Raw genomic sequence first — 24,268 nt, 5'->3', positions numbered from 1 at the left:
GTTAAGCAGAATACCACCTCTGTGTCGCCGGGCCTTGCCCGTCCTTGACTTCAGATGATTCGTATGTTTTTGAGCAATTGCTTGTAGTGATAAAGGCTACCTTATTTGAGAAATCTTTACTCTTGATTTTTTAAAGCTTCCATTTTTTAATCAAAATATTCAGCTATATCTAAGTACTTTTTGGAAGCCCATTTAAAAAAGCCAGGAGAGCTTTTTTTAAATCATTACACTCGAAATCTGGCAGCAATTTTTTCAAGTTCAGCCGCTAAAGAAGCTAATTCTTCGGAAGAAGCGGAAATTTCTTCGATAGCTGCAGTTTGTTCTTCAGTAGACGCAACTACATTCTGTACCCCGGCTGATATCTCCTCGGCAGCAGAAGCAACATCTTGAATCTGCCGGGTAACTTCCTCAATCGATGAAACAATTTCTTTAAATTTCTTACCAACTTCAAAAACAGTGACACTTCCTTTTTTAACCTCAGTAACTCCTGTGGCCATTGCTTCCACCGCCCGCTTGGTCTCTTTTTGAATGTTGGTAATTAGTTCATATATATCTTTAGCCGCATTTGCCGATTGCTCTGCAAGTTTTCTTACTTCTTCTGCTACCACAGCAAAGCCGCGACCATGCTCCCCCGCCCGGGCTGCTTCAATGGCGGCGTTTAATGCTAAAAGATTAGTCTGATCAGCAATTTGGGTAATCAAATCAACAATCCTGGTGATTTCACCGGTAGTCTTATAAAGTTCTTCAATTACTTTTGAAGCATTATTGGAAGATTCTTCAATCATTTTCATTTGTTCCATTACGTGTTCTACATCTTTCGCACCCTCTGTGGCTTGGGCTGTAACCTGCTCCGCTCTAATCGAAACTGCCTGAGTATTCTGAGTAATTTGTTCTACCGTAGTTGCCATCTCACTCATTGCGGCTGTAGTTTCACTAATTCCCGCTGCCGTCTGTTGGGCCTGGTTAGCAAATTGCTGGGAATTGTCACTTACCTGCTTGGCAGTCTGGATTAACGTGCTAATGATATTCCGTAGATTGGCACGCATCGTATTAAAAGCTTCAACTAGTAGCGAAAGTTCATCTTTGGTCTTCACTAATAGCTCCCCTCCAGTTAAATCCCCTTCGGCAATCCGTTGAGCTTCCTTTACGGTAAGTAAAAGGGGTTTGGTAATCATCCGCGTAAGCCAGAATGCGATAATAATTCCAAGAATCAGGGAGACAATATTTAAAATTATGATTAGCCATCGTCCTTCCTGCGATTCACTTTGAATTAAGGAAAGCGAAGTAGTTGTATTTTCTTTATTTGATAAAATAAGTTCTTCTAAAATTTTTTCCGCAGCATCAGCATAGCTGGAAACGCTTTGTGCTTTACTTATAGCATCCTGGAGCTTACCCTTTGCCGCTAATGGAAAAGCCTGGTTAATAAGAACATCGTAATATTGATTAAAATTAGCTATAACTTCATCAAACTTAGGCCGGTCTTCTGCTAAACAGTTATTAATCCGTTTGTTTATAAGGCTAATAAAATTTTCCACATCCTGTAAATAATCATTTTTATACTTTTCATTACCATATAGTAAATAAGCTTCGGCATCTCGGTTAGCTTCCTTAAACGCATTGATAAGTTTATGATCCAAATCCACCATCTGAATCCTTGTACTGATATCCCCAACCTCGGTTACAATACTATCAAAAATTTGCAGTGACCAGACCGCTACTGCTACAAATAAAAGAAGTATCAGTATGACTCCACCACCTATTTTTATCCCAATAGGCATTTTCATAAATATCCCTCCTTTTTTTAGAGAAAACTCCCTGGAATAAATTCCAGGAAGTTTTCTCACTTGTCTTAAAAACTATTCACTCTTCAACCCAAAACTCCCAGGCACAGTAAAAGTCATCCGGATGCTCGTCCGGCGGGCAGGCCAGACACCGGGTTTTAATCCGAGGATCTATGGTTTTAGCAAACCCGGAATATTCGGTTATTCCCACCAGTTTACAGGGGAAATCCGGAAGATTTTTACGCTTCCGCGCCTCTTGAACCCTACAGGTTTTCATCTTATAAATCAGCTTATTGCCTTCCATACTTAATTCCTGCTGGTTTAAAAAACCATACAAACGAAAGCGTAGAGCTGTTTTTAAAGCTTCAAGTCCCCCATTTTCTGGAAGGTTCAAAAATTTTTTAATTCTTTTAGCTTCGAGGACTGTAAATTGGGCCCAGGCAGCTTCATCGAGCTCAATGGCCTTTTCTAAGCCAAAATTTTTTTCCACTTCTAAAAACCAAAGACCATCGTGAGCAAGCCAGCGCTTAGCAAAATCCTCCAATAGCTTTAAGATCTGCTCTTTAGTTAAGTCTTGCGGATTCATCGAGTCCCCTCCTTAAAGCTAATGTCGCAATTTCATCTGTTGCTATTGATATTCTCGATTAACCTTACCTCATTGATTACGATTTGCAAAAATATCCATTACAAAATCGCTCATAAACTCTCTTATTCCATCATAATCCGAAAAATCACCATCATAAAACTTATCCAAGCCTACTTTTTCAGATAACTTATTCAATAGCTTAACAGCCCCAACAGCTCTTTCATAGTCACTCTCATTCCTATAAGCAACATACTGGGCAATTATAGAAATTGCCGCTTCAACTTTTTCTAAATCTTCATAATATCCATCAACTTTCAAAGCCTGCGCTATTACTTTAACCCTTTCAGCTAAGCTCATTCCTCCACTTCCTTCAACTAATTATTTATTTATAACTTAATAAAGACACATTTTTACGATTAAGTGCAAATTTTTTGTAAAAAGTCCATATCAAGATTTACATGGAACTTTTTTAAAAAAATTTTTATTCTTGGCCGAGTTTTTGTAAACAGAACTTTCTGGTAGGAAGCAGAGCAAAATAAAACGGCTTACCAAAAACGCAGGTTTTCCCAATATAAAACCCTTAGAAAAATACAGCTCTAGCAATATTAACTTTTCCCAAACCATAAGCTTCGAAAAGCTCATATAGCTTTTATTTATTAAAATGCAGCAAAACATAATCATGTTTGAGTAAATAAGAACAGGTTAAAAAAAACATTTGCAAATTAAGACTTATTCTCTTACCTAATTTTTAAATTTTGCAGGACGCTTCTCTAAAAAAGCCATCATCCCTTCTTTTCTATCCTCTGAAGCAAAACAGACTCCAAAAAGCCCTGCTTCACAAGCATTTGCAGTTTCAATATCAGTGTACAAACTCTTATTTACTGCCAGTTTAGCTGCCCGAACAGCAATTTGACTTTTAGATGCAATTTTTTGAGCCAGCGTCTTTGCTGTCTCCAATAACTTATCTGCTTTTACTACCTGGTTAACTAATCCTAAACGCTCAGCTTGGGCAGCATCAATCATCTCTCCGGTTAATATTAACTCCATTGCTTTAGCTTTACCTACCAGTTCTGTTAGCCTTTTCGTGCCTCCAAACCCTGGAATAATACCCAAATTAATTTCTGGCAGACCAAACTTTGCTTTCTCCGAAGCAATCCTCATGTCACAGGCCATAGCTAATTCGCAGCCACCGCCCAGAGCATAACCATTTACTGCTGCTATTACCGGTTGGGGAAGATTCTCGATAAGTGCAAGTACCTCCTGCCCTAAACGGGAATATCTATACCCTTCATCTACGCTTTGCTTTACCATTTCACTTATATCAGCACCTGCAACAAAGGCTTTCTCTCCGGCCCCGGTAATTATAACAACCTTAATACTTGTATCTTCTTTGATTTGAGATAAAACCTTTTTTAATTCTAAAAGCACTTCGGTATTTAAAGCATTTAAAACATTTGCCCTATTGATGGTAAGTATAGCAATTCCTTCTTCCCTTACCATTTCAATTACGCTCATCATTAACCCTCCTCAAAATTTTATATCTCATGAATAAACACGTATTGGCAGTACCTGCCCCCAACTTACGGAAGAGGTACTGCCAAAAGAAAAAATTTTTATTTTAATTTTCATTCGTATACTGATAAAATCCCCGTTGGGTTTTTCGACCTAAATGGCCAGCACGAACCATCTTTCTTAATAATGGACAAGGACGGTACTTGTCGTCACCAAACTCTTTATGAAGAGTTTCCATTATTGCCAAGCAAACATCAAGACCAATTAGATCTGCCAAGGCCAGTGGGCCCATAGGATGGTTAGCTCCCAACCGCATTGCAGTATCAATATCTTCTGCCGTAGCCACACCTTCCATTAGTAAATAGGCAGCCTCATTAATCATGGGGATAAGCAACCGGTTTACTACAAAACCCGGGGCTTCGTTTACCGTTACCGGGGTCTTACCTAGCTGCCTTACTAAATCACAAATTGTCTGGTAAGTTTCTTCAGATGTAGCTACACCTTTAATAACCTCAACTAACTGCATTACCGGTACCGGATTGAAGAAATGCATTCCTATAACCTTTTCCGGCCTTTTTGTAACAGCAGCAAGGTCGGTTATGCTCAGACTTGAGGTATTTGTCGCAAAAATAGTATTTGCGGGAAATATCTCATCTAATTCTGCAAATACTTTCTTTTTTACCTCAATATTCTCAACAATACCCTCAACTACCAAGTCAACATTTTGCGCTTCCTCAATATTTACAATTCCTTTAATTCGCCCTATTATTTCCTGTTTATCTTCTAAAGTTAATTTACCTTTATTTACTAACCGCTCTAAATTTTTATTAATAGTAGTTAAGCCTTTTTCCACTAAATTTATTTCTATATCCCTTAAAAATACCTTAAAACCCGCTTGAGCAAATACTTGAGCAATACCCGAACCCATAGTTCCTGCCCCTAAAACCAAAACAGACTTCAATATTTTTCCCTCCTCGTATAATTTAAATTACCATAGAACCCGAGCCGAAAAATTAGGTTAAGGGTTCTTGATAACTTGGCGTGCCTTTGCGAAGATTAAAATAGGTTGGTCCGGGGTCACTCTTAAATACCTCCTGTAGCCCGAGTAAACCCGGTGACTACTCATGTAAGAGTGAGACCCTTGCGGTGCGGCGCATGTTTCTTACGCGTGAGCTGAGCCAACAGACCAGCCGGCTTCTGGATTCAGCAGGCCAGAGGTGCACCCCCGGCTGTCCTGCCACGCTCTCATCGCCCCGCGAGGTTGTTACGCGACGTACCCGCAGGGCACGCCCCTAATTTGGGCCAGCCCAAGGAGGGATACCCTTTGGCCCGGGTCGTTTTTGCAGGCATTGATGTCAGCGCTCTTAAATGCGACTTGGTGTGTCTCGATGAGCAAGGGCAACAGCTCGCCCCAGTTAAGTCTTTTCCTAACAGCCTCGAAGGCGCTTCTGCTATGGTTGAGGTGCTGGATGGTCTCGCCCATAAGTTTAACATCCAGCAACTTCATATAGGGTTGGAGGCCACCTCTATCTATAGCGTCCATCTCCGTCAGTTCCTCCTGGACTCCCCAAAGCTTAAGCCATACTCCACCAAGGTCTATGAAATAAACCCCGTCATGGTGGCCAGTTTTAAGAAGGCCTTCGGTACCAAGCGCCCTAAAACAGATGCCCTCGATGCTTACGTTATCGCAGAACGGGTGCGCTTCGGCCATCTTACCCCTTGTAGCCGGGAAACTATAGTGACTGAACCTTTGTGCCAGCTCACCCGCCTGCGCCTACACCTCGTGGAAATGGTGACGGCCGAGCAGAACCGAGCCTTAAATCTCCTCTTCCTTAAGTTTTCTAATTATCACCAGGACAAGCCTTTTAGTCAAACTTTCGGTAAGGCCTCCCTGGCGGTATTACAGGAATTTACACCAGATGAACTTATAGAAATGCCATTGGAAGAGCTGGCAGAGTTCATCCAGTCCCATGGTAACAACAAATTAGCCTCACCTGAGAATATGGCTAAGGCCCTCAAACAGGCTGCCCGCCGCGCCTACCGCCTTAATCCTAAAATGCTCGCAGCTTGTGAGGTGGCTCTTTCTCTTACTCTGCAGAATATTGACCACCTCAAAAGGCAGCTTAAACAACTGGATAAAGTCATTTGCCGGGAGTTAGAAGCCATACCTCAAACTCTGACCAGCGTAAAAGGCCTCGGTCCCATCTCGGCTGCTGGTATTATAGCCGAAATTGGCGATATCAAACGTTTCAAAGATCAAGCCGCTCTGGCTCAATACGCCGGCCTTACCTGGACCCGCTACCAATCAGGTGATTTTGACGCCGAAGAACGCCGCCTGACAAAGAGTGGCAACCGGTACCTCCGCTACTACCTGGTCCAGGCCGCCAACTCGTTGCGGGTGCACAACGAGGAGTATAAGGCCTACTACCAGAGCAAGTATCACGAAGTTACCAAGCATCAACATAAGCGAGCGCTGGTTCTAACTGCCCGCAAATTAGTAAGGCTGGTCTTTGCCCTGCTGAGCAAAGGCCAAATCTACAAAGGGACGGTGATGAAATAGTTCTTGAATAAAACCTTTTCTCTCCTCTGCTATTTTCCAACTATTACCATATAGTTGGAGAGGGTTATTATTGCCTTTTTTAGCCCCTACTTTTCTAATTTCCATTTCTTGGTCCTTGATTTTTTACCGTGAGTCTTTTTGTCATAAAAATGCAACTATACATAATTGCAAAGTCTGCTTATTGCTATCTCACTAAAACCAAAAGATTCTGCTTTAGTCTTTTTCCCATTTGCAACTTTTAATACTTCATAAAAAAGTTCTTCCCCTAACTGTTCTAAACTTTTTTCACCTCTAAGTAACGAACTAGCATCAAAATCAATATTTTCTTTCATCTTTTCATATGTTGCTCTATTTCCCGTTATCTTAATTACTGGCGCAATCGGGTTACCCGTGGGAGTACCCCTCCCAGTTGTAAAAACAACTATCTGGGCTCCTCCAGCTACCATGCCAGTTACGGAAGCTATATCATATCCTGGTGTATCCATGATAACTAAACCTTTTTTAGTTACTTCTTCAGCATAATCTACTACTTCAACTATGGGTCTGTGTCCCCCTTTATGGATGCATCCCAATGATTTTTCTTCTAAGGTTGTTATACCTCCAGCTTTATTTCCTGGAGACGGGTTGCCTTCTCTTAAGCTTTCACCTACACTTTTTAAATGTTCTTCATATTTATTAATAATCGCGTAAATTCTTTTAGCTACTTCCGGTGTTTCCGCCTGTGCTGCTAAAATATGCTCCGCCCCAATAAACTCCGTTGTCTCACTAAGGATAACCGTAGCCCCCATATCAACTAATCTATCACTTAGGTTACCCACAACAGGATTGGCAACCAAGCCTGATGTTGGATCCGATCCTCCACATTCTGTCCCTACAATCAAATTTGAGATATCAAACTCTTCTTTCTGAAGCATTGATGCTTCTTCCACCATTTCTCTAGCATATTCCACAATTTGTTTAATAGCAGCTAAAGTACCTCCAACTTCTTGAATAATAACTTTTTTTAGCGGTTTATTAGTTTTAGCTTTTATAAGTTGTTCCATCTTATCGGGCTGGGCATTTTCACACCCTAGACCAACTAAAACAGTTCCAAAAACATTTGGATTAGCCGCCAAGCCTGCTAAAACTTTTTCTGTAATTTCAAGGTCACCTTTTACCTGAGCACATCCATTTTGATTTATTATTGATACTGCCCCTGTCACCTGTAAAGCAGCAAACCTACATGTTTCACTTGAACATGCACAGGTCGGTAAAAGCAAAATATGATTTCTTATCCCTATCCTTCCATCAGGCCTTTGATATCCCCAAAATTTCATGTAATATTTCACCTTCTGAACGATTACTTTATTAAATCTTCCCGTAAGCTGGAAAGATTATGGCTATGCACATGCTCCCCAATTTGAATATCTCTTGTAGCTACTCCAATTTTCTGCCCATATTTATATACATACTCGCCTACTCTTACTTCTTTAATAGCTATCTTATGGTAAATTGGTATATTTTCTCTCGCAATAATTTCTTGAGTTTTTCCTAAAATTTCAAATACTACTACATCTCCTAAATTTATATCCTCAATAACCGTAGCCACATTATCATTTTCATTAATAACAATTGCATTTATTGATTTTTTCATCATAATTCACCCTAAGAATCAATGTTCATCTAAGCTTTTTCTACTATAGCTGCTACTCCCATACCGCCACCAATGCACAACGTAGCCAGGCCATAGCGGCTATTTGATTTTTTCATCTCATGAAGCAAAGTTACAAGAATTCTTGCCCCGCTTGCACCAATCGGGTGACCTAAAGCAATAGCACCACCATTTACATTAGTTTTACTTAAGTCAAGTTCTAACTCCTTAGCTACTGCAAGGGCTTGAGCTGCAAAAGCTTCATTAGCTTCTACTAAATCTATATCAGCAATTGTTAAGCCTGCTCTCTTTAACGCTTTACGAGTAGCTCCAACAGGACCGATCCCCATAATACTTGGATCTACCCCGGTAGCTCCCCAACTCCGAATAACAGCCATTGGTTTAATTCCCAAACTCTCAGCTTTTTTGCTGGAAGCTATTACCAATGCCGCAGCACCGTCATTTATGCTTGATGCATTGCCGGCAGTTACTGTTCCACCTTCTTTAAATGCTGGCTTTAACTTTGCTAACGCTTCAAGAGTAGTATCAAAACGCGGGTTCTCATCTTGAACAAATTCAAGAGGTTCTCCTTTCCGCTGAGGTAACTTCACCGGAACAATCTCATCACGGAAACGTCCTTCTTTAATTGCTTTTTCAGCTCGCCGTTGACTTTCTAAAGCAAATCTGTCTTGTTCTTCCCGGCTTATATTATAGCGTTCTGCCAAATTTTCAGCAGTAATCCCCATATGGTAGTCATAAAAAGCATCCCATAGACCATCCTTAATCATCAAATCAACAATCTTTCCATCCCCCATGCGTGTACCCCAACGTGCTCCGGGTATGGCATAGGGAGCAGCAGACATATTTTCCATCCCGCCTGCGACAATAAGATCAGCTTCCCCTGCAGCAATAAGAGTAGCTGCTAAACTGACAGACCGTAAACCGGAGCCACAAACCATATTTACAGTCATTGCCGGAATATCTACCGGAATGCCTGCCTTAATAGCCGCCTGACGCGCTGGATTTTGCCCTTGTCCAGCTTGTAAGACATTCCCAAAAATAACTTCATCTACCTCTGCAGGTGGTATTTGAGCTCTCACCAAAGCTTCTTTTATAACGATAGCCCCCAATTCTGCAGCAGGAATGTCTTTTAAGCTACCTCCGAATTTGCCTATAGCAGTCCTCACCGCACTTAAAATTACTACCTCCTGCATAGTAAGCCTCCTCCTCTCAACTTTAAATACAGCTAATAGAAGCAACTTAATTCTAATTTTAAGTTTTCAATTTAATGATCTACCCCCCTTTAAATTACTCCCATTTATTTCGTACCGTTTTAATCTCGTTGCCTCCAAAAAATTTTTTAGCAAATTTTATGCCAATTTTTAAATAAAAAATATTTATGAAAGTAAAGCCATTTTTGAAAAAAATTATACGTATGTATTTCTGCATAAATTAAAACATATGTATTTCTGCATAACTTTTTTATTCGGTACCCATTCTATTCTTTACAAATACCCTTACCATACTTTCCAATCAGTTTTAGCTTGATATTTAACTCACGATCGACAACAAAGACTGCTAGACGTATTTTAAAACCGATGCAGTATTTCCAATGTTTTTTATCTTTTTAAGCCGTTTTTTGTAATTAACGTACAAATTCATAAAAAATTATTACCGGTATTAAAGTCTACTTCTTTAATACCGGTAAACTTCAAAAATGCAATTATGATAATTTTTTAACCAGCATAAAATAACCTTACCTTGCTCGTATTTTATGGCCAATTCAAAAATGTAGAAAAAATTAGAAGAAAGAGAAAAAAGGAAAAGTCGTCGAGTAAGGTTTACGGAGCTGACCCTATTGCAAAATTTGTTGTAATTTGATTGTTAAAAATTATGTTTTTTATCGATTAACACACATATAAAGAGGTGTTGGCAGGTTGCTCTTGGAATTTTTTACGATTAGCACATTTTAAGCTATGATTATCTGAAACTACTAGACACCGCCATGTAAGCTTATGTGTTTAAGCCAGGATAAATTTATACAAAATTTCAGAATCAATGTTTATATTATTTCGAGACATTTTTCATCCTTAATGAATATTTTTGTTTTGTTTTAACTTTAATTCTAACAAAAGGTTGTAAAGATGGCCCAATCTAAAAGGATTATTTGTCACTTAACAAGTATTGTTTTGTTAAAATCAAATTTATCCGGCAAACTTTTTTAATAAATTCTTTTTGTTCGGAAGAAAGTACTGGTAAAGAATACTCAGTAGTCAAAATTACTCCTTCAGGCACAAATTTTTCTCTTTCAATTTCCCTTTCCTGAACTACTGCCCTATGTCCTACAAATACCCATTCATTTAAAACCGCTTTAAACACCAGTGCACCAAAACCAACAAAACAGTTTTCTTTAATTACTACTGGACCATGGATGATTGCTCCATGAGCTAGGGAAACATTATTACCAATTCTTACTTCAGTTCCCGCTAAAGCATGGATGATTACTCCATCCTGCACATTAACATTGTTACCTATTATTATTGGGCTTACTTTCCCTTTTTCCGGCTCATCTGCGCGAATAACAGCATTGGGCCCTATAAAACAATTTTCTCCTATCTCCACCCGACCAATTATTTGAGCAGAGGGGTGAACATAAGTATTTCTACCGATCACCGGATAGTTGCCAAAAGGGTTAGGATACAACAATTTTTTCCCCCTCTCATTTTAATCTGACCTAAAAATTAATTTACGTTAACCTCTGATAAGCACGGAACTTTACCAAATCATAAATTTCTTTAAGCGGCTTTTGCTGCTCATCGGCAATTTTTCGACAAACCTCATATTCGGGGGCTATGTTTTGGACAACTCCCTGATATTTAGCTACCTTTACCGGTACCGGACCAAATTCCGTTTCTACCGAAATAATTTCATAGGGCAACATGTATTTCTTAACCGGATAGGTGCGGACACCAATTGTGGTGGTCTCTGCAAAGATCAGCCGGCAAAACTCTTCCACTTGGTGAGCATGAACCAGCAAATTGAGCAGAATCGCTGGCCTGTTTTTCTTCATCTGCACTCTTTCCAAATAGACATCCATTGCCCCTGCTTTTAAAAATTTGGTAATTAAATAATCGTAAAATTCAGGGTTCATATCATCTATATTTGCTTCGATTTTTACTGCTTCTCCCTGATGAAAGCTATTTTTTTGCTCAGTATGTTTGCAAAAACCTTTTTCTTCCCTTTTAATACCAATACTCAACCGTAAAACATTTGGAATCTCCAAATCCCGTTCACCAGCTCCATAACCTATTTGGGTTACTTCCATAAGCGGCATATCTCCGTATTCCTTACAAAATGATGTAAGAATTGCTGCACCCGTTGGCGTTGTAAGCTCTGCCTCAATACCTTCACTGTAAATGGGACAGCCTTTTAAAAGTTCTAAGGTTGCCGGTGCCGGAACGGGAATTTTCCCATGAGCACTTTGAGTAAAACCCATCCCGGTGTGAATGGGCGAGGAGTATACCTCTTCTATTCCTAAGCGCCATAGCCCTATTACTGCACCAACTATATCAACTATCGCATCTTTTGCCCCCACTTCATGAAAATGTACCTTCTCTAATGTGGTTTGATGGACCTTGGCCTCTGCCTCAGCCAAACGGGTAAAAACTTGGATACTCTTTTCTTTTACTACCTCTGGTAACGAGCTTTCACTTATGATTTTCTTTATGTCCTGAAGATGACGGTGTGCATGTTCCTCCTCTATTATTACATCTACTTTGGTCGCACTTATTCCTTGTTTCTTTACTTTTTTTACTTGTAGCTCATAACCATCCAATGATAGTTTAGCTAAGTCAGCTTTTAATTGTTCAAAATCCAACCCTGCATCAATTAAAGCTCCTAAAATCATGTCACCACTTATTCCGGCAAAACAATGAAAATAGGCAATTTTCATGACTCAACCTCTCCCAATCGATTTATTAAACTTGCTAAATATCCGGCTCCAAAACCATTATCAATATTCACCACACCGACTCCACTGGCACAGCTGTTAAGCATAGTAAGCAAAGCCGAAAGTCCCCCAAAATTTGCTCCATAACCAACACTTGTTGGTACTGCTATTACCGGCTTGTCTACTAATCCGGCAACTACACTGGCTAAGGCTCCTTCCATTCCGGCTACTACAATTAAAACTCTTGCTGCAAATAGTTTCTCTTTTTGACTTAACAAGCGATGAATTCCGGCAACTCCCGTATCATAAAGACGTTCCACCCGGTTTCCCATAACTTCTGCTGTTATTACTGCTTCCTCGGCTACCGGAATATCGGAAGTTCCCGCACTTATAACCAGTATATGCCCTCGTTTTTCTTGTTCTCCCCGCCAGACTACTATAGCCCTTGCTAATTCGTAATACACCGCATCCGGTATTTTTTTAGCTACCGCTTCATAAACTTCCCGTGATGCTCTTGTTGCTAAAATATTATTTTCTGATTTATTTACCAGGTTTTCCATTATTGCTACTATCTGCTCCTTGGTTTTTCCCGCACAATAAACGACTTCAGGAAACCCCTGGCGTAATTGCCGGTGATGATCAACTTTTGCAAAGCCTAAATCATCAAACGGTAAACCTTTTAATCTTGCTATTCCTTCATCTATACTAATTTCTTTATTTTGAATGCTAATAAGTAATTGACGAAGCTTTTTTTCATTCATAAAGTTCGCCCTTTCTTAAAAGAGGTTCATTCATACTTCCGGTTCGATAACCTTCAAGATCCAATGTTACATAGGTAAAACCGCAGTCTTTTAACTTCTCCACTATCTCTTGAGCTTTCTCTATTAATAGGGGAAATTGTTCTCTTTTTATCTCAATCCGGGCAATTTCGCCATGATGTCTTAAACGAATTTGCTGAAACCCGAGCGCTCTCAAAAAGTTTTCTCCTCTATCAACTTGATTTAATTTTTCTTTTGTTATTTTTGTCCCATAAGGAAAACGTGAACTTAAACAGGCAAAGGATGGCTTATTCCATGTAGGTAACCCCATTTCCTTAGATAGGTACCTAATATCGTCTTTTTTTAAGCCCGCTTCTTTTAGAGGACTTCGCACTCCTAACTCTTTAGCCGCTTCCATCCCGGGGCGAAAGTCATTTAAATCGTCAGCGTTGGACCCATCTAAAACAAAAGAAAATCCTTCTTTTTTTGCAACCTGTAGAAGCTTTGAAAACAACTCTTTTTTGCAGAAATAACAACGATTGGGTGGGTTATTGACAAACTCTTTAATATCCAACTCTTCTGATTCAATAATAAGATGGCGAACTCCAAAAGTTTGGGCCAATTTTTTTGCTTCTTCCAGTTCTATGGCCGGATAAGTTGATGAAGTTGCGGTAACAGCAAGCACGTTATCTCCCAGTACATCTTTTGCAACTTTTAAGAGAAAGGTACTGTCAACACCCCCTGAAAAAGCAATCACGACACTCCCCATTTCCTGTAAAATATTTTGTAGTTTCTCAAGCTTGTGTCTTCTGACCTGTTCCATTAACTTCTAACCTCCAGTTAATATTATTTTTTTTAAGGCTAAATATCTTACCTTTATGTTTTTTAACCATAAAAATTATACTATAAAGTTATAACAAATTCGTATCATATCAGCGAAAAAACCGCTAAAGCAGGCCAGAGTTCTTCTGGCCTGCTTTCCAATAATTGTTCAAGCTATTCATCATTGTCGTATTCTGTTTTTATTAATTGAAATAAAAAAACATTTATTGCTTATTTGCTTTACTTAATTCATAGGCAACATCAACTATCATATCTTCTTGCCCGCCAACAGTTTTTAATCTTCCTAACTCGATTAAAATATCACGAACATCAACTTTAAACTTTTCTGCGGCCCGCATAGCATGTAAGAGAAAGCTTCCGTAAACACCCGCATAACCTAAACTTAATGCCGCTTTATCAACAATTTGCGGTCTTCTCATTTTAGGAGCAACAACTTCTTCTGCTACATCCATAATTTTATACAAATCAACACCAGTTTCATAACCTAACTTCGCCAGAACAGCAACCAAAATTTCCGTTTGTGAATTTCCGGCCCCTGCTCCAAGTCCTCGCGCGGTGCCGTCAACATAAGTTGCTCCAGCTTCGATAGCTGCCAGAGTATTACCAATCGCTAACCCTAAATTATTGTGAGCATGAAACCCAACAGGCACGCTAACAGCAGCTTTAACCGCTTCAATGCGCACCTTAACATCATACGGAGTCATTGCTCCAGCAGAATCTGTAATATAAACCGCATCTGCTCCATAACTTTCAAACAATTTCGCTTGCTCCACAAGTTTTTCTGGAGGAACCATATGGCTCATCATTAGAAATCCAATGGCTTCCATTCCTAATTCTTTGGCAATCTTGATATGCTGTTCGCCAATATCGGCTTCCGTACAGTGGGTAGCAACTCGCACAACTTTTGCACCAAATTTTGCAGCCATCTCTAAATCATGAGCAGTACCAATTCCTGGCAGCAAAAGGACACCTAACTTTGAATTTTTTAAAACTTGAGATACCGCTTTTAAATAATCTTCATCTTTTGCAGCCGCAAATCCATAATTGTAGCTCGAACCACCTAATCCATCACCATGGCTCACTTCAATGGTGTCAATCCCTGCCGCATCCAGTCCTGCTGCAATTTCTGCCATTTCCTCGGGTGTGAACTGGTGACTTACCGCATGCATTCCATCTCTTAAGGTACTGTCAATTATCCTAATCTTTTTAGCCATGTGCTCTAACCTCCTTAGCTTGCTCCTCAGCCAGCAACTTTTTAGCTACTTCATCAGCAAAAGCTACTGCTGCTGCGGTGATTATATCAAGATTACCGGCATATTTAGGCAAATAGGCCCCCTCACCTTCAACTTCAATTATTGTGGTAATCTTATCTCCATCAATGATTGGAGGAACTTTCAAGCGATAACCAGGAACGTATTTTTTGATCTTCCCCACCATTTCTTCAATTGCCTCGATAATTCCAGGAGCATCCGGATTTGCTACCCGGGTGTAAATAGTGTTTCGCATCATAATTGGCGGTTCAGCCGGGTTAAGAATAATTATTGCTTTTCCTTTATCGGCCCCGCCAATTTTTTCCAGGGCTTTTGCCGTAGTTTCGGTAAATTCGTCAATATTCTGCCGCGTTCCTGGACCAGCACTCCGGCTACTTATTGTAGCTACTATTTCAGCATATTTTACATCGGCAATTTTGTTAATTGCATAAACAATTGGAGTAGTAGCTTGTCCGGCACAAGTAACCATATTAACATTTTTGCAATTTAATTGTTCCTCCATAGTTACTGCAGGAACACAATAAGGACCAACTGCTGCAGGTGTCAGGTCGATAGCAATTTTACCATCTTGTTCTAATAAAGGAGCGTGTTTTAAATGAGCTTTGGCACTGGTAGCATCAAAAACGATTTTAATATCCTTATTTCCTAAAATTGCTTTTATTCCTTCAGCACTAGTCTTCTTTCCATGCTTTCTAGCCAATGCCAATCCTTCCGATTCCGGAATAATGCCAACAACTGTGTCAACATCAATATATTTACTTCTCATTAATTTAAACATTAAATCCATCCCGATATTGCCAGGACCGATAATGGCAGCTTTAATTTTGTTCGACATTTGCTTCACTCCTTTGCCGTATTAATTTTTAATCGTTAATCAGTAAATTTTACTTTAACCGAACCAAGAGGCCCGAAATTGGCAACAAAATGGTCATTACCGGTAACTTCATACGCTTTAGTCAGCGAACCGGATAAAATAATCTCCCCCGGTTCCAAGGCAATACCAAACTCGGAAAGTTTATTGGCAAGCCAGGCAACAGCTAATGCAGGGTGCCCTAAAACCGCAGCTCCGGCCGCGGTATCAATAATCTCTCCATTTTTTTCTAATACTAACCCAACATATTTAAGATTAACCTGATCTACCGGTATTAATTTACTTCCTAAAACAACCATCGCACTGGAAGCATTATCGGCAATAGTATCCTGAATCTTAATCTTCCAGTCTTTAATCCGGCTATCAATTATTTCAAATACTGGAATTACTCCTGCTGTCGCTTGCAATACTTTCGTTAAAGTAACTCCAGGACCTACAAGCCTGTCCTTTAAAACAAAAGCAATTTCCGCTTCAATTTTGGGTTGCAATAATTTGGAACGAGAAATAGCAACCTCTTCATCGCCAATCATGTCATCAGTTACATGCCCGTAATCCGGCTCATGAACTCCTAACATTTGCTGCATTGCCCGGCTGGTTAAACCTATTTTTTTACCAACAACTTTACGTCCCAGAGCTTTTTTCTTGTCTACATTAATTAACTGAATCTGGTAAGCATCCGTAATAGTAATATCAGGATAAATTTCCGTTAAAGGCTGTTCTAATGCTTTTCTTTCTTGACAGGCTTTCCAGAGCGCTTCCGCTGCTACTTGTAAAGCAGTTTTATCCATATTCTCCCTCCTCTTAATTTATTTTAATGATGTTTAAAACCTGCCGCTTGCAATTTAGCCCGCAAAACACCGGCAATTTCCTGGGCAATTTCTTCCTTGCTTTTCCCCTCATCAAGAGCCCTTATAAGCACATCCAGAGCTAATTTAACTTCATCATGTGGCCCTGGCAGAGAGACAATTAAACTGTTTCCCACCATACCAACAGCAATTCGCACGCCATTTTTTTCATGGCGTCCCGTTCCTTGCTGGTACTTAACAATATAAGGAGTTGCTGCTTGCGGGTCTACAAGTAAAACTCCCTCAACCGTCCTGTCTTTATCTTCAGCTCCAATACCCCCAGTAGTAATTATTAATCCGTAGCCAGAATTTACGGCATCATTTAACTTCGCTGCAATATAATCAGCAGAATCATCCAGAATTTCTCCCTTAGTTACTTTATAACCAGCTTCGGTCATCCGCTGTATAATATACGGGGTATTGGTATCAGCAATCATTCCCCTTTTAACTTCAAAACCTGTCGGGAAAACAATAACTCTTTTCGCAATCTTCATTTTTATTTCATCAACAATCTTTTCGGTTCTCGCTAAAACCTGAGGTACCTCGGATTCATCAAGGGAAATAAAGCCCAATATGCCTTCCGAATGAATGTCAGTTTCCGGTACGATATTAACTCCCGGTATTTCCGACAGCTTTTTTAATAATTGTTGCTTTTTGCCAAATACCTGTTCAGCCTGAATTGTTTTTTGTAAAATGTCTAAAGTAATATGATTTTCCCTGACATCCACCACAAGTACTTTATCCTTCGGGATTTCAAGAACATCGGCCACAACTTCGGCAATTGTTGATAAATTAGCATTTTGTAATTTGATATTTTCAATCCACAGTTCTGTCTTTTCTAAAAGGTTAAGTTCCATCCTCTCCCTCCTTTCCTTCGCTTATTACATCTAATTTCATATCCATTAGTGGCGCATCAACTATTTCGGATCCTATATCGAGAATATCTATCCCTAAACCAATATAACTAGGAATAGCATTAATTTTTACTCCTCCTGCAAAAGCTACAAGCTTTTCTTTTCTTAGCCCAAGCTCTTCCAACGTACTATTAACAATTTTAACGTCAGAAATTTTGCCTGTATCTACCATGAGCACATAAGCTCCATTTGTAGCCGCTTCAATTGCTTCCTCTTTAATGTCTTTCATTTCGCCTCTTAACTGAACTACTTTATACCTATCACCAAATACCTGGGCACTCTTTAATGCTTCAACGATACTTCCAAACATGCGAATATAATTCTTGTCCAAATAAACAAAGGGAACATCAAGTATGCGAAAAGCTCCGCCACCAACAGCAATCGCTTCCCTTACTAATTGCTTCATTTCGGAAGGCATCTTTTTCCATGCCCCGGAAACAATCCTGATCTTGCCTTCGGCTAAATTAATCGCCCTCCGGGTGGCAGTAGCAATCCCGGAAGTTTTCATTAAATAACCCATTACTACTTCTTCCGCTTGCGCAATTTGTTTGGGATTTCCTTTAAAACGGGCAATAACTGTTTCCGGCTGGACTTCCGTTCCGTCATAAACAAAATATTCGATTTCTAAACCAAGTTGTTTCAAAGCATTATATGCATTTTGGGCACCAGCAATAATCCCGCCATTTTCAGCTTTAATCTGAGCTGTGAAATGCTTTTGCATTATTTTAGAAAATAAGATATCGCGAATATCTCCAGAGTTATTGAAATTCATATTTGCCTCCACAATCCAATTTTAAAAATGGAGGTGCTCCTTTCTGCATTTTTTAACCCGCCATTAGGTGCTTAAAACAGAAAGGAGCACCTTTTTTAAATAGCGAGCTTTTTCAACGTTTAATTTTCTCTAATGTTATTTATTAAAAACGTTGGGATCAATCCCCCGCTGACGTAACCACTTGGGCAGCAACTCCTGGTCTACTCTTCTACTTACTTCGGGAGCTTTTGCTTTCAAATATTCAGCCAAGCTTTCACTACAGTTCAAACCACCAGCAGCCCCGTCAAAAATGATAACCTTATCCGTTTTTGCTACTTTATAAGCATAAGCCATTGCCGAATCTAAGTCCCTGGCAATAACTGCATACTTCATATAATCCAAGTTTTGCGGATCTCGGTCCATCAAGTCAGCTTGCTCCCGCCCAACTACTACAGTAGGTATTTGATGGGCAAAAAACGCGCTGGGATATCCACCCCAGGCATAATTATGGACAACCATTTTAATGGCAGGATTTACTGGGGGTACATTTTCAATTAATGGCTTCCCTGACTTATCGTAAAAAGCTTCAGTATACCAGGTGTACGGTGGAAGAGGGTTATCCAGGTCAAAAAGATCAACGTTTGCTCCAACAAAGTTAGCAAAAATTACTCCCGCAGCAAAAACATACGGAACGGGTGCAGGAAAATCCAAGCCTGCTATACATTCGTCAATTTCACCAAGCAAGGTCATAATCTTCCCGTAGTACCGCAAACCATCAGCAGTAATTTTTTCGTTCAAAGCGAGAAGGTCATTATCGGCTTCAATAGATACTACTCCTGCCGGTGACATATTCATGAAAGTTGCAAAGGCAAATTTACTTTGCACGAACTCGGAGGCAAAAATTGCCCGCGCTGTGAAATTTGCTCCTCTGGGCCCAAGGTTTTGGTGATACGTTGATCTGGTCTCTATCCGGGCATAGGACATACCAAACGGCTTTACTGCCCGGTCAACGTGCCGGTGGAAGTGGACTTCACGTACGTCGCTGTTATGGACATGGACAATCCAGTCCGCATCGTAGACCGCTGCAATTCCATAAAGAGTTCCTATCTCGGTCTCAATTGGTATTCCTTTATCTATGGGAGCTACCCCTTTGGCTTTTCCGTTAAATGCTACATCTAAACCAAAGGCTTTAATATATTCCTCTGTTTCCCTGAAGCGTAACCCAACTCCTGCCCGCAGTCTTATATCCGTTGCTCCCGTTCTTTCGACAATAACTTCCCTTACCGTCTTTAATACCTCAGCATAGGGTTCACCGCCAAGCAAGGTAAATCCATGATGGGATGCCAGGATGTTAACCGAATCACCTGGTTTTATCATGCTCATATCAACTTTTTCCAGAGCCTTAATAACATTTTCGCGAATCACCGCAATCCCTTTTTCCGAAGGATAAATCACATCCGGGGTATCCGCGAACAATTCTTTTAGCTTTACACTTGTCATTTCCGGATAATCCGAAATTCTTTTGGTCACATACTTGGGATCAACACCATATTGCGAAACTCTTGGTTTAATCGGGGGAATTACCTTAGCAGCCATTTACTTATCCTCCTTTCTGCTGCTTTTTGCCGCTAAAACTTTGTCCAGTAATTTAATATCTTCGTCAAAATAGAACCCTCTACTTGAATATTTTTCTTTTACGCTTTCAGGAATTTCCCAAACTGTGGGTGTTCTTCCATACCATTGATAGCCCTCTGGTTTTTCAGGAGTAATGCCCGCAGCTTCCAGTAACCGTAAAATTGGCTCAATGCATTCGACCTTACACCCTGTGCGAACACCTGTTTGTAAGGAAATTTCTTCCGGTGATTTAGCACCTTTTAAAATAGCTGCCGCAACTTCTTCAGCTCTGGTCGCAGTACAATAACAAATAATTTGTTCCGGATGGAGGCGGGCTTTTTTACATAATTCCTCAATTTTTTCTGCATCTACTGTTGAAGGATCAACATAAACTGTAAAAGGTTCTTCCCTTTTTACCATATTTATGGCATATTGCGGACATCTCTGCTCACAAGCTGCACAGCCTCTACACATTTCAGCATTGATTACCGGTTTTTTATTCTCAATTTTGATAGCCAAAACCGGGCAAACTTTAGCACATGTCTGACATCCAATACACTTATCATAATCAATCTGCGCAAGCATATTAACAACTCGCATAAAACCCCTCCTTGCAGTAGTAATATTATTTGGTATTTACGAACAGAATATTAACAACTACTTTTATTTAAGGACCAGACCATATCTGCCTTTCCCCCTTCCTTTACATTTCTTTGCTTTGTTTTGTATTATCAAACTGTGTTTTGATTTATTGGCACAATAAAACTAATTTGTTACGAAATATAACTACCTACTTGATGTTTGATAGCCCAAACGCTTTGATATTTCTAAGGCAGCTTCTTTAACACTAACAATTAATTCCTGTATTTTCTCCTCGGTCATGCGTATTGAAGGACCAGCAACACTAATAGCTGCAACAACTGTATTTTGACTATCCCTGATAGGAGCTGCAACGCATCTTAACCCTATCTCAATTTCCTCTCTGTCAAGACTATAACCATTTTCCCTAATCAAACTTAGTTCTTCATGTAGTTTCTTGGGATCTGTAATCGTGTTAGGAGTAAAATATTTAAGCCCCTTGGTGCGAATTATTTCCTCTATTTCCTTCTCGGGTCTAAAAGCAAGGATAGCTTTACCTACACCTGTACAATGCATTGGAGCCCGTCGCCCAATTTGCGAGTACATTCGAATAGCATTTGGTCCTTCCACTTTTTCAATATAGACAATTTCTCCCCGGTCGTGAACAGCCAAATGAACGGTTTCACCGTATCTTTCAACAAGATCCTGTAAAAATGGCAAAGCTACCGCCCGTAAATCTAAGCCTTCTTTTACTCGATTACCCAATTCTAATAACTTAAGACCTAGACGGTATTTTCCTGTAACTTGGTTTTGTTCAACATATCCCCAATGTTCAAGGGTCCTGAGTAACCCAAAGACAGTACTTTTATGCAAGCCTAAACGATTGGCAATTTCCGTAACACCTAATTCCTTTTCTTTAAGGCTAAAAGTATCTAATATTCTTAAAGCCCGATCAACCGATTGAATAAGAGTATCGTTATTGTTTTTTTTCATTATTTCAACCTTCCATCAATAAAAACTCCTAATCAATTTGTATCCTCCCTTACTTAAGTTATTATTTTCAACATAAATCTTAAATTTCCTTTCAAAATTTGTATAAAAATTTTACTTTTTTCAATTCAATAGAAAACTTTATTTTTATACTTTAATCAATTTTCTTGGATAGCCGGTTAATATTTCATTTTCATTTTCACCGACATAAATTACATCCGTTATCCTTGGTCCTCCGACGTCCCGATGATATATAGTTGGTAATAATAAATCTACTACCATTCCAACCTCAATAATATCCTGACGTCCTTTTCCGATAATTGGGTAAAATTCCGATTGCCGTAATCCAACCCCATATCCTATAACATCAAGATAGTATTCCTCAAAACCTGCCCTTCTGATCACTTCTCTGGCAGCCTCATCCACTTCCCAGGCTTTTGAACCAGGCCTCAAAGCCGCAATGGCTTTTTCCTGTGCTTCTAACAAAAGATTAAATACCTTTTCATGTGCAGCAGAAATTTCTCCTACAGCAACAGTGCGACACATTTTGGCACAATAACCATTGTAAGTTGCACCGAGGTGAACAACAACTACCTCGCCTTCTTCAATTAATTTAGTACTTGCATGAGGGTGGGTAAGCAGGCAACGATTACCGGAAACAATTTGCGGTCGAAAAGGTAAACCATTTGAACCCGCCTTTAACATAGCGTATTCAGCTTCTGCCAATACATCGAGCTCACTTATTCCCGGCTTTATTGTTTTTATAGCAGCCTCCATTCCCTTACAAACAGCAAAAGCTGCTCTCCGAATCATTTCCACTTCATTCGGCTCCTTAACAGCCCGGACACGGTAAAATAAATCAGCCGCATCAACAAAGTTTGACTCCGGAAAGTTTTGCCGCAAAACATCATAAAAAGCAAAAGGCACAAAATATCTTTCAAATCCAATCCGGGGAGCGCGAAAACCATAAGCCTTGATTCGCTCCACAACCTTACTTCCCAAGCTTTCTTTGGGAAAGAAATAACCAAAAGTTTTTAAACCTGATTCTTGCTCTACGTAATCAGCATCAAGCCAAAGCGTTATAGCACATGGGTCATCTTTTAATGGAATTAAAACAGCCATACATTCAATTTGCGTTAAGCCGGTAAAATAAATTAGGTTTTCGCGATTTACTACCACCAAAATATCTATATCTTTTTTGGCCATTAGATTCTGTATTTTTTTTATCCGATGAATTAACTTATCCTTCAAATTAACACCTTCTTTCAATTCTTAAGTTTGCAAAAAAGGGGTGGGGGTGTTGCCAAAACACCCCCATAGAAGGTGCTTAATTTCAATTTATCAATTTTTAGCAAAAGTTTTATTGCTGTTCATTATTTATTTTTTTAAAATCACCATTTTCAGCTATCAGTGAAGCTATGACGCCAAATACAATTGCCCAGAAAGGAGCGCCAATATTAAATAAAGAAATACCGCTGGCAGCCACAAAGAATGCTACCATCGCTCCCTTGCGAAACTTTTGACTAAATGCCCCTTCAAAAACACTTATAAATACTTCAAACATAGCTAAGCCAGCAATGACTTGCATAAATTCCTTGGGAGCCAACTTCGCACTTTCAACCCCAACTTTCGCTAATAAGCCCACCAATACCCAAAAAACTCCTTCAAAGAAAGAAGCAATCCAGCGGTACTCTTTGGGCCCTGCAATATCACTAGAACAAATAGCTGTACTTGGTCCTGCCGTTACTGCAGTGTGACCAGCAAACAAACCATTAAAAAATGTAGCAATCGAGGGAATAAAATACATTGCATTTATTGGTGGCTTATATCCCCTGGATAATAATACCCCAACTGCTTGGATGTTTTGGACACCAACTACCATAAAGAACAGTGGAACTCCCAAGGTGAGTAAACCTTTTAAACTAAAACTAGGAGAAACAATTACAGGCTTTGCAACTTCCCATTGTATAGGAACATTCTTGGTTAATCCAAAGTATTTCAGCAATAGTACACCAACAATCAGTGATACCACAACTCCAGGTATCTTACTTGATAACCCTTTAAAATAGTACCATATAAAATAAATAATTACCATTATGCCATAAACTGCAGGCGTGGTCAAAGCACTTGTAAAAGCATTTAATCCAAAGCTCAAAAGTACTCCGCCAACCATCCCCAGCATTATAGGAATCGGAATATGTTCGATAACAGCTTTAATAGCACCTGTAGCCGTAAGGATAATAACAAGCACAGCTATGCTAAAATAAACACCGACCGCTTCGTGTATATTCCCACCAGATGCCAAGTACTTGCCAATTAGAACTGAACCTGGTATACTGTAAGCTATCACGAGGGGAACGCGATAGTAAAGTGAAACAAACATCGTCGCTAACCCAGCAAAGAAAAAGATCGCAAAAATCCAGGACACTGCAATATCATCAGGAAGGTTACCTTGCTTGGCCGCGCTCATCACAATCAAGCCCGGCCCCATGCTACTAAATAACGCACCGATTAATCCAGTAGTTAAGCCGGGAAAAGAAAGATTTTTAACGAGTTCTTTAAAGCTTTCGCCAATATTATAACCTTTCTCCATTAAGTTATTAGAAATACTCATCTTTACCCTCCTTCATATTAATCTAATTTTTTTCCCTACAAAAATTCCATATCTAGTTCATTTTTTCTTCTTCTTTTTTTCTTCTTTTTTTCTTTCTTTTTTCTCTTTTCCTCACCCCCATTAGCAAATCATAAAAACAACCCATCATAAAAAACTCCCAACATTTTCAAATATTAACTTTACTTTTAATTCATATTTTC

Annotated in this window: 23 protein-coding genes; 1 reads left to right on the top strand and 22 read right to left on the bottom strand. The window is 39.5% G+C overall.

Annotated elements, in window-relative coordinates:
• Positions 1-224: 224 nt before the first annotated feature.
• From CHY_RS06020 to CHY_RS06000, 5 genes are all read right to left on the bottom strand, one after another.
• Positions 225-1,784 carry a methyl-accepting chemotaxis protein gene (locus CHY_RS06020; protein WP_011344206.1) on the bottom strand — a complete coding sequence of 520 codons (1,560 nt, stop codon included), beginning with the start codon at positions 1,782-1,784 and terminating at the stop codon, positions 225-227.
• A gap of 76 nt (positions 1,785-1,860) precedes the next feature.
• Positions 1,861-2,367: a DUF6125 family protein gene (locus CHY_RS06015; protein WP_011344205.1), complete on the bottom strand. Its 507-nt coding sequence runs from the start codon at positions 2,365-2,367 to the stop codon at positions 1,861-1,863.
• Between the two features lie 69 nt (positions 2,368-2,436).
• Positions 2,437-2,724 carry a DUF3232 domain-containing protein gene (locus tag CHY_RS06010; protein WP_011344204.1) on the bottom strand — a complete coding sequence of 96 codons (288 nt, stop codon included), beginning with the start codon at positions 2,722-2,724 and terminating at the stop codon, positions 2,437-2,439.
• 384 nt (positions 2,725-3,108) lie between these two features.
• Positions 3,109-3,882, bottom strand: coding sequence for an enoyl-CoA hydratase-related protein (locus CHY_RS06005; RefSeq protein WP_011344203.1), 774 nt, complete (start codon positions 3,880-3,882; stop codon positions 3,109-3,111).
• Positions 3,883-3,985: 103 nt separating this feature from the next.
• Positions 3,986-4,840, bottom strand: coding sequence for a 3-hydroxybutyryl-CoA dehydrogenase (locus CHY_RS06000; protein ID WP_011344202.1), 855 nt, complete (start codon positions 4,838-4,840; stop codon positions 3,986-3,988).
• 363 nt (positions 4,841-5,203) lie between these two features.
• On the opposite strand from CHY_RS06000, the gene CHY_RS05995 reads away from it, so the two are divergent.
• A complete protein-coding gene (locus tag CHY_RS05995) occupies positions 5,204-6,439 on the top strand; it encodes an IS110-like element ISChy1 family transposase (RefSeq protein ID WP_011344201.1) in 1,236 nt (411 codons plus the stop codon).
• A gap of 155 nt (positions 6,440-6,594) precedes the next feature.
• Here the strand turns inward: CHY_RS05995 and CHY_RS05990 are convergent, their stop codons facing one another.
• The 17 genes from CHY_RS05990 to CHY_RS05910 form a co-directional block, all read right to left on the bottom strand.
• Entirely contained in the window at positions 6,595-7,755 is a 1,161-nt protein-coding gene (locus CHY_RS05990; protein ID WP_011344200.1) for a UxaA family hydrolase, read from the bottom strand.
• Positions 7,756-7,778: 23 nt separating this feature from the next.
• A complete protein-coding gene (locus CHY_RS05985; RefSeq protein WP_041537682.1) occupies positions 7,779-8,075 on the bottom strand; it encodes a UxaA family hydrolase in 297 nt (98 codons plus the stop codon).
• A 26-nt stretch (positions 8,076-8,101) separates the two neighbouring features.
• Positions 8,102-9,283: an acetyl-CoA C-acetyltransferase gene (locus CHY_RS05980; RefSeq protein ID WP_011344198.1), complete on the bottom strand. Its 1,182-nt coding sequence runs from the start codon at positions 9,281-9,283 to the stop codon at positions 8,102-8,104.
• A gap of 949 nt (positions 9,284-10,232) precedes the next feature.
• Positions 10,233-10,775, bottom strand: coding sequence for a DapH/DapD/GlmU-related protein (locus CHY_RS05975; RefSeq protein WP_041537681.1), 543 nt, complete (start codon positions 10,773-10,775; stop codon positions 10,233-10,235).
• Between the two features lie 40 nt (positions 10,776-10,815).
• On the bottom strand, positions 10,816-12,021 hold the full coding sequence (gene larC, locus CHY_RS05970; RefSeq protein ID WP_011344193.1) for a nickel pincer cofactor biosynthesis protein LarC: 1,206 nt from the start codon (positions 12,019-12,021) through the stop codon (positions 10,816-10,818).
• Positions 12,018-12,779, bottom strand: a complete 762-nt coding sequence (gene larB, locus CHY_RS05965; RefSeq protein ID WP_011344192.1) for a nickel pincer cofactor biosynthesis protein LarB — start codon at positions 12,777-12,779, stop codon at positions 12,018-12,020. Before larB ends, larC begins: the two co-directional genes overlap by 4 nt.
• Positions 12,772-13,599 carry an ATP-dependent sacrificial sulfur transferase LarE gene (gene larE / locus CHY_RS05960; RefSeq protein ID WP_011344191.1) on the bottom strand — a complete coding sequence of 276 codons (828 nt, stop codon included), beginning with the start codon at positions 13,597-13,599 and terminating at the stop codon, positions 12,772-12,774. The genes larB and larE overlap by 8 nt, the downstream gene beginning before the upstream one ends.
• Positions 13,600-13,822: 223 nt before the next feature.
• Positions 13,823-14,833 carry a 4-hydroxy-2-oxovalerate aldolase gene (dmpG, locus tag CHY_RS05955; RefSeq protein ID WP_011344190.1) on the bottom strand — a complete coding sequence of 337 codons (1,011 nt, stop codon included), beginning with the start codon at positions 14,831-14,833 and terminating at the stop codon, positions 13,823-13,825.
• The gene (locus CHY_RS05950) at positions 14,826-15,725 is read right to left on the bottom strand and encodes an acetaldehyde dehydrogenase (acetylating) (RefSeq protein WP_011344189.1); all 900 of its coding nucleotides are present in this window, start codon (positions 15,723-15,725) and stop codon (positions 14,826-14,828) included. The genes dmpG and CHY_RS05950 overlap by 8 nt, the downstream gene beginning before the upstream one ends.
• 35 nt (positions 15,726-15,760) lie before the next feature.
• Entirely contained in the window at positions 15,761-16,549 is a 789-nt protein-coding gene (locus CHY_RS05945) for a 2-keto-4-pentenoate hydratase (protein WP_011344188.1), read from the bottom strand.
• Between the two features lie 23 nt (positions 16,550-16,572).
• Positions 16,573-17,463 (bottom strand): molybdopterin-binding protein, encoded by an 891-nt coding sequence (locus CHY_RS05940; protein WP_011344187.1) that lies wholly within the window; start codon positions 17,461-17,463, stop codon positions 16,573-16,575.
• Positions 17,453-18,292: a nicotinate-nucleotide pyrophosphorylase gene (locus tag CHY_RS05935; protein WP_011344186.1), complete on the bottom strand. Its 840-nt coding sequence runs from the start codon at positions 18,290-18,292 to the stop codon at positions 17,453-17,455. Before CHY_RS05935 ends, CHY_RS05940 begins: the two co-directional genes overlap by 11 nt.
• A 135-nt stretch (positions 18,293-18,427) precedes the next feature.
• Positions 18,428-19,867, bottom strand: a complete 1,440-nt coding sequence (locus CHY_RS05930) for a hypothetical protein (protein WP_011344185.1) — start codon at positions 19,865-19,867, stop codon at positions 18,428-18,430.
• Positions 19,868-20,485: a (2Fe-2S)-binding protein gene (locus tag CHY_RS05925; protein ID WP_011344184.1), complete on the bottom strand. Its 618-nt coding sequence runs from the start codon at positions 20,483-20,485 to the stop codon at positions 19,868-19,870.
• A gap of 186 nt (positions 20,486-20,671) precedes the next feature.
• On the bottom strand, positions 20,672-21,457 hold the full coding sequence (locus tag CHY_RS05920; RefSeq protein ID WP_011344183.1) for an IclR family transcriptional regulator: 786 nt from the start codon (positions 21,455-21,457) through the stop codon (positions 20,672-20,674).
• A 144-nt stretch (positions 21,458-21,601) separates the two neighbouring features.
• Positions 21,602-22,705, bottom strand: coding sequence for a M24 family metallopeptidase (locus tag CHY_RS05915; protein ID WP_011344182.1), 1,104 nt, complete (start codon positions 22,703-22,705; stop codon positions 21,602-21,604).
• A gap of 109 nt (positions 22,706-22,814) precedes the next feature.
• On the bottom strand, positions 22,815-24,068 hold the full coding sequence (locus CHY_RS05910; RefSeq protein ID WP_011344181.1) for a benzoate/H(+) symporter BenE family transporter: 1,254 nt from the start codon (positions 24,066-24,068) through the stop codon (positions 22,815-22,817).
• Positions 24,069-24,268: the final 200 nt, after the last annotated feature.

This window comes from Carboxydothermus hydrogenoformans Z-2901, assembly GCF_000012865.1.
In the GTDB taxonomy this organism is placed as follows: Bacteria; Bacillota; Z-2901; order Carboxydothermales; family Carboxydothermaceae; genus Carboxydothermus; species Carboxydothermus hydrogenoformans.
The sequence above is the reverse complement of the archived record's forward strand: the minus strand, read 5'-3'. Positions and strand labels throughout refer to the sequence as shown.

Excerpts from the sequence above, each read along its gene's own strand:
- CHY_RS06020 (WP_011344206.1), bottom strand. The coding sequence starts at position 1,784 with ATGAAAATGCCTATTGGGATAAAAATAGGTGGTGGAGTCATACTGATA.
- CHY_RS06015 (WP_011344205.1), bottom strand. The coding sequence starts at position 2,367 with ATGAATCCGCAAGACTTAACTAAAGAGCAGATCTTAAAGCTATTGGAG.
- CHY_RS06010 (WP_011344204.1), bottom strand. The coding sequence starts at position 2,724 with ATGAGCTTAGCTGAAAGGGTTAAAGTAATAGCGCAGGCTTTGAAAGTT.
- CHY_RS06005 (WP_011344203.1), bottom strand. The coding sequence starts at position 3,882 with ATGAGCGTAATTGAAATGGTAAGGGAAGAAGGAATTGCTATACTTACC.
- CHY_RS05990 (WP_011344200.1), bottom strand. The coding sequence starts at position 7,755 with ATGAAATTTTGGGGATATCAAAGGCCTGATGGAAGGATAGGGATAAGA.
- CHY_RS05985 (WP_041537682.1), bottom strand. The coding sequence starts at position 8,075 with ATGATGAAAAAATCAATAAATGCAATTGTTATTAATGAAAATGATAAT.
- CHY_RS05980 (WP_011344198.1), bottom strand. The coding sequence starts at position 9,283 with ATGCAGGAGGTAGTAATTTTAAGTGCGGTGAGGACTGCTATAGGCAAA.
- larC (WP_011344193.1), bottom strand. The coding sequence starts at position 12,021 with ATGAAAATTGCCTATTTTCATTGTTTTGCCGGAATAAGTGGTGACATG.
- larB (WP_011344192.1), bottom strand. The coding sequence starts at position 12,779 with ATGAATGAAAAAAAGCTTCGTCAATTACTTATTAGCATTCAAAATAAA.
- larE (WP_011344191.1), bottom strand. The coding sequence starts at position 13,599 with ATGGAACAGGTCAGAAGACACAAGCTTGAGAAACTACAAAATATTTTA.
- dmpG (WP_011344190.1), bottom strand. The coding sequence starts at position 14,833 with ATGGCTAAAAAGATTAGGATAATTGACAGTACCTTAAGAGATGGAATG.
- CHY_RS05950 (WP_011344189.1), bottom strand. The coding sequence starts at position 15,725 with ATGTCGAACAAAATTAAAGCTGCCATTATCGGTCCTGGCAATATCGGG.
- CHY_RS05945 (WP_011344188.1), bottom strand. The coding sequence starts at position 16,549 with ATGGATAAAACTGCTTTACAAGTAGCAGCGGAAGCGCTCTGGAAAGCC.
- CHY_RS05940 (WP_011344187.1), bottom strand. The coding sequence starts at position 17,463 with ATGGAACTTAACCTTTTAGAAAAGACAGAACTGTGGATTGAAAATATC.
- CHY_RS05935 (WP_011344186.1), bottom strand. The coding sequence starts at position 18,292 with ATGAATTTCAATAACTCTGGAGATATTCGCGATATCTTATTTTCTAAA.
- CHY_RS05930 (WP_011344185.1), bottom strand. The coding sequence starts at position 19,867 with ATGGCTGCTAAGGTAATTCCCCCGATTAAACCAAGAGTTTCGCAATAT.
- CHY_RS05925 (WP_011344184.1), bottom strand. The coding sequence starts at position 20,485 with ATGCGAGTTGTTAATATGCTTGCGCAGATTGATTATGATAAGTGTATT.
- CHY_RS05920 (WP_011344183.1), bottom strand. The coding sequence starts at position 21,457 with ATGAAAAAAAACAATAACGATACTCTTATTCAATCGGTTGATCGGGCT.
- CHY_RS05910 (WP_011344181.1), bottom strand. The coding sequence starts at position 24,068 with ATGAGTATTTCTAATAACTTAATGGAGAAAGGTTATAATATTGGCGAA.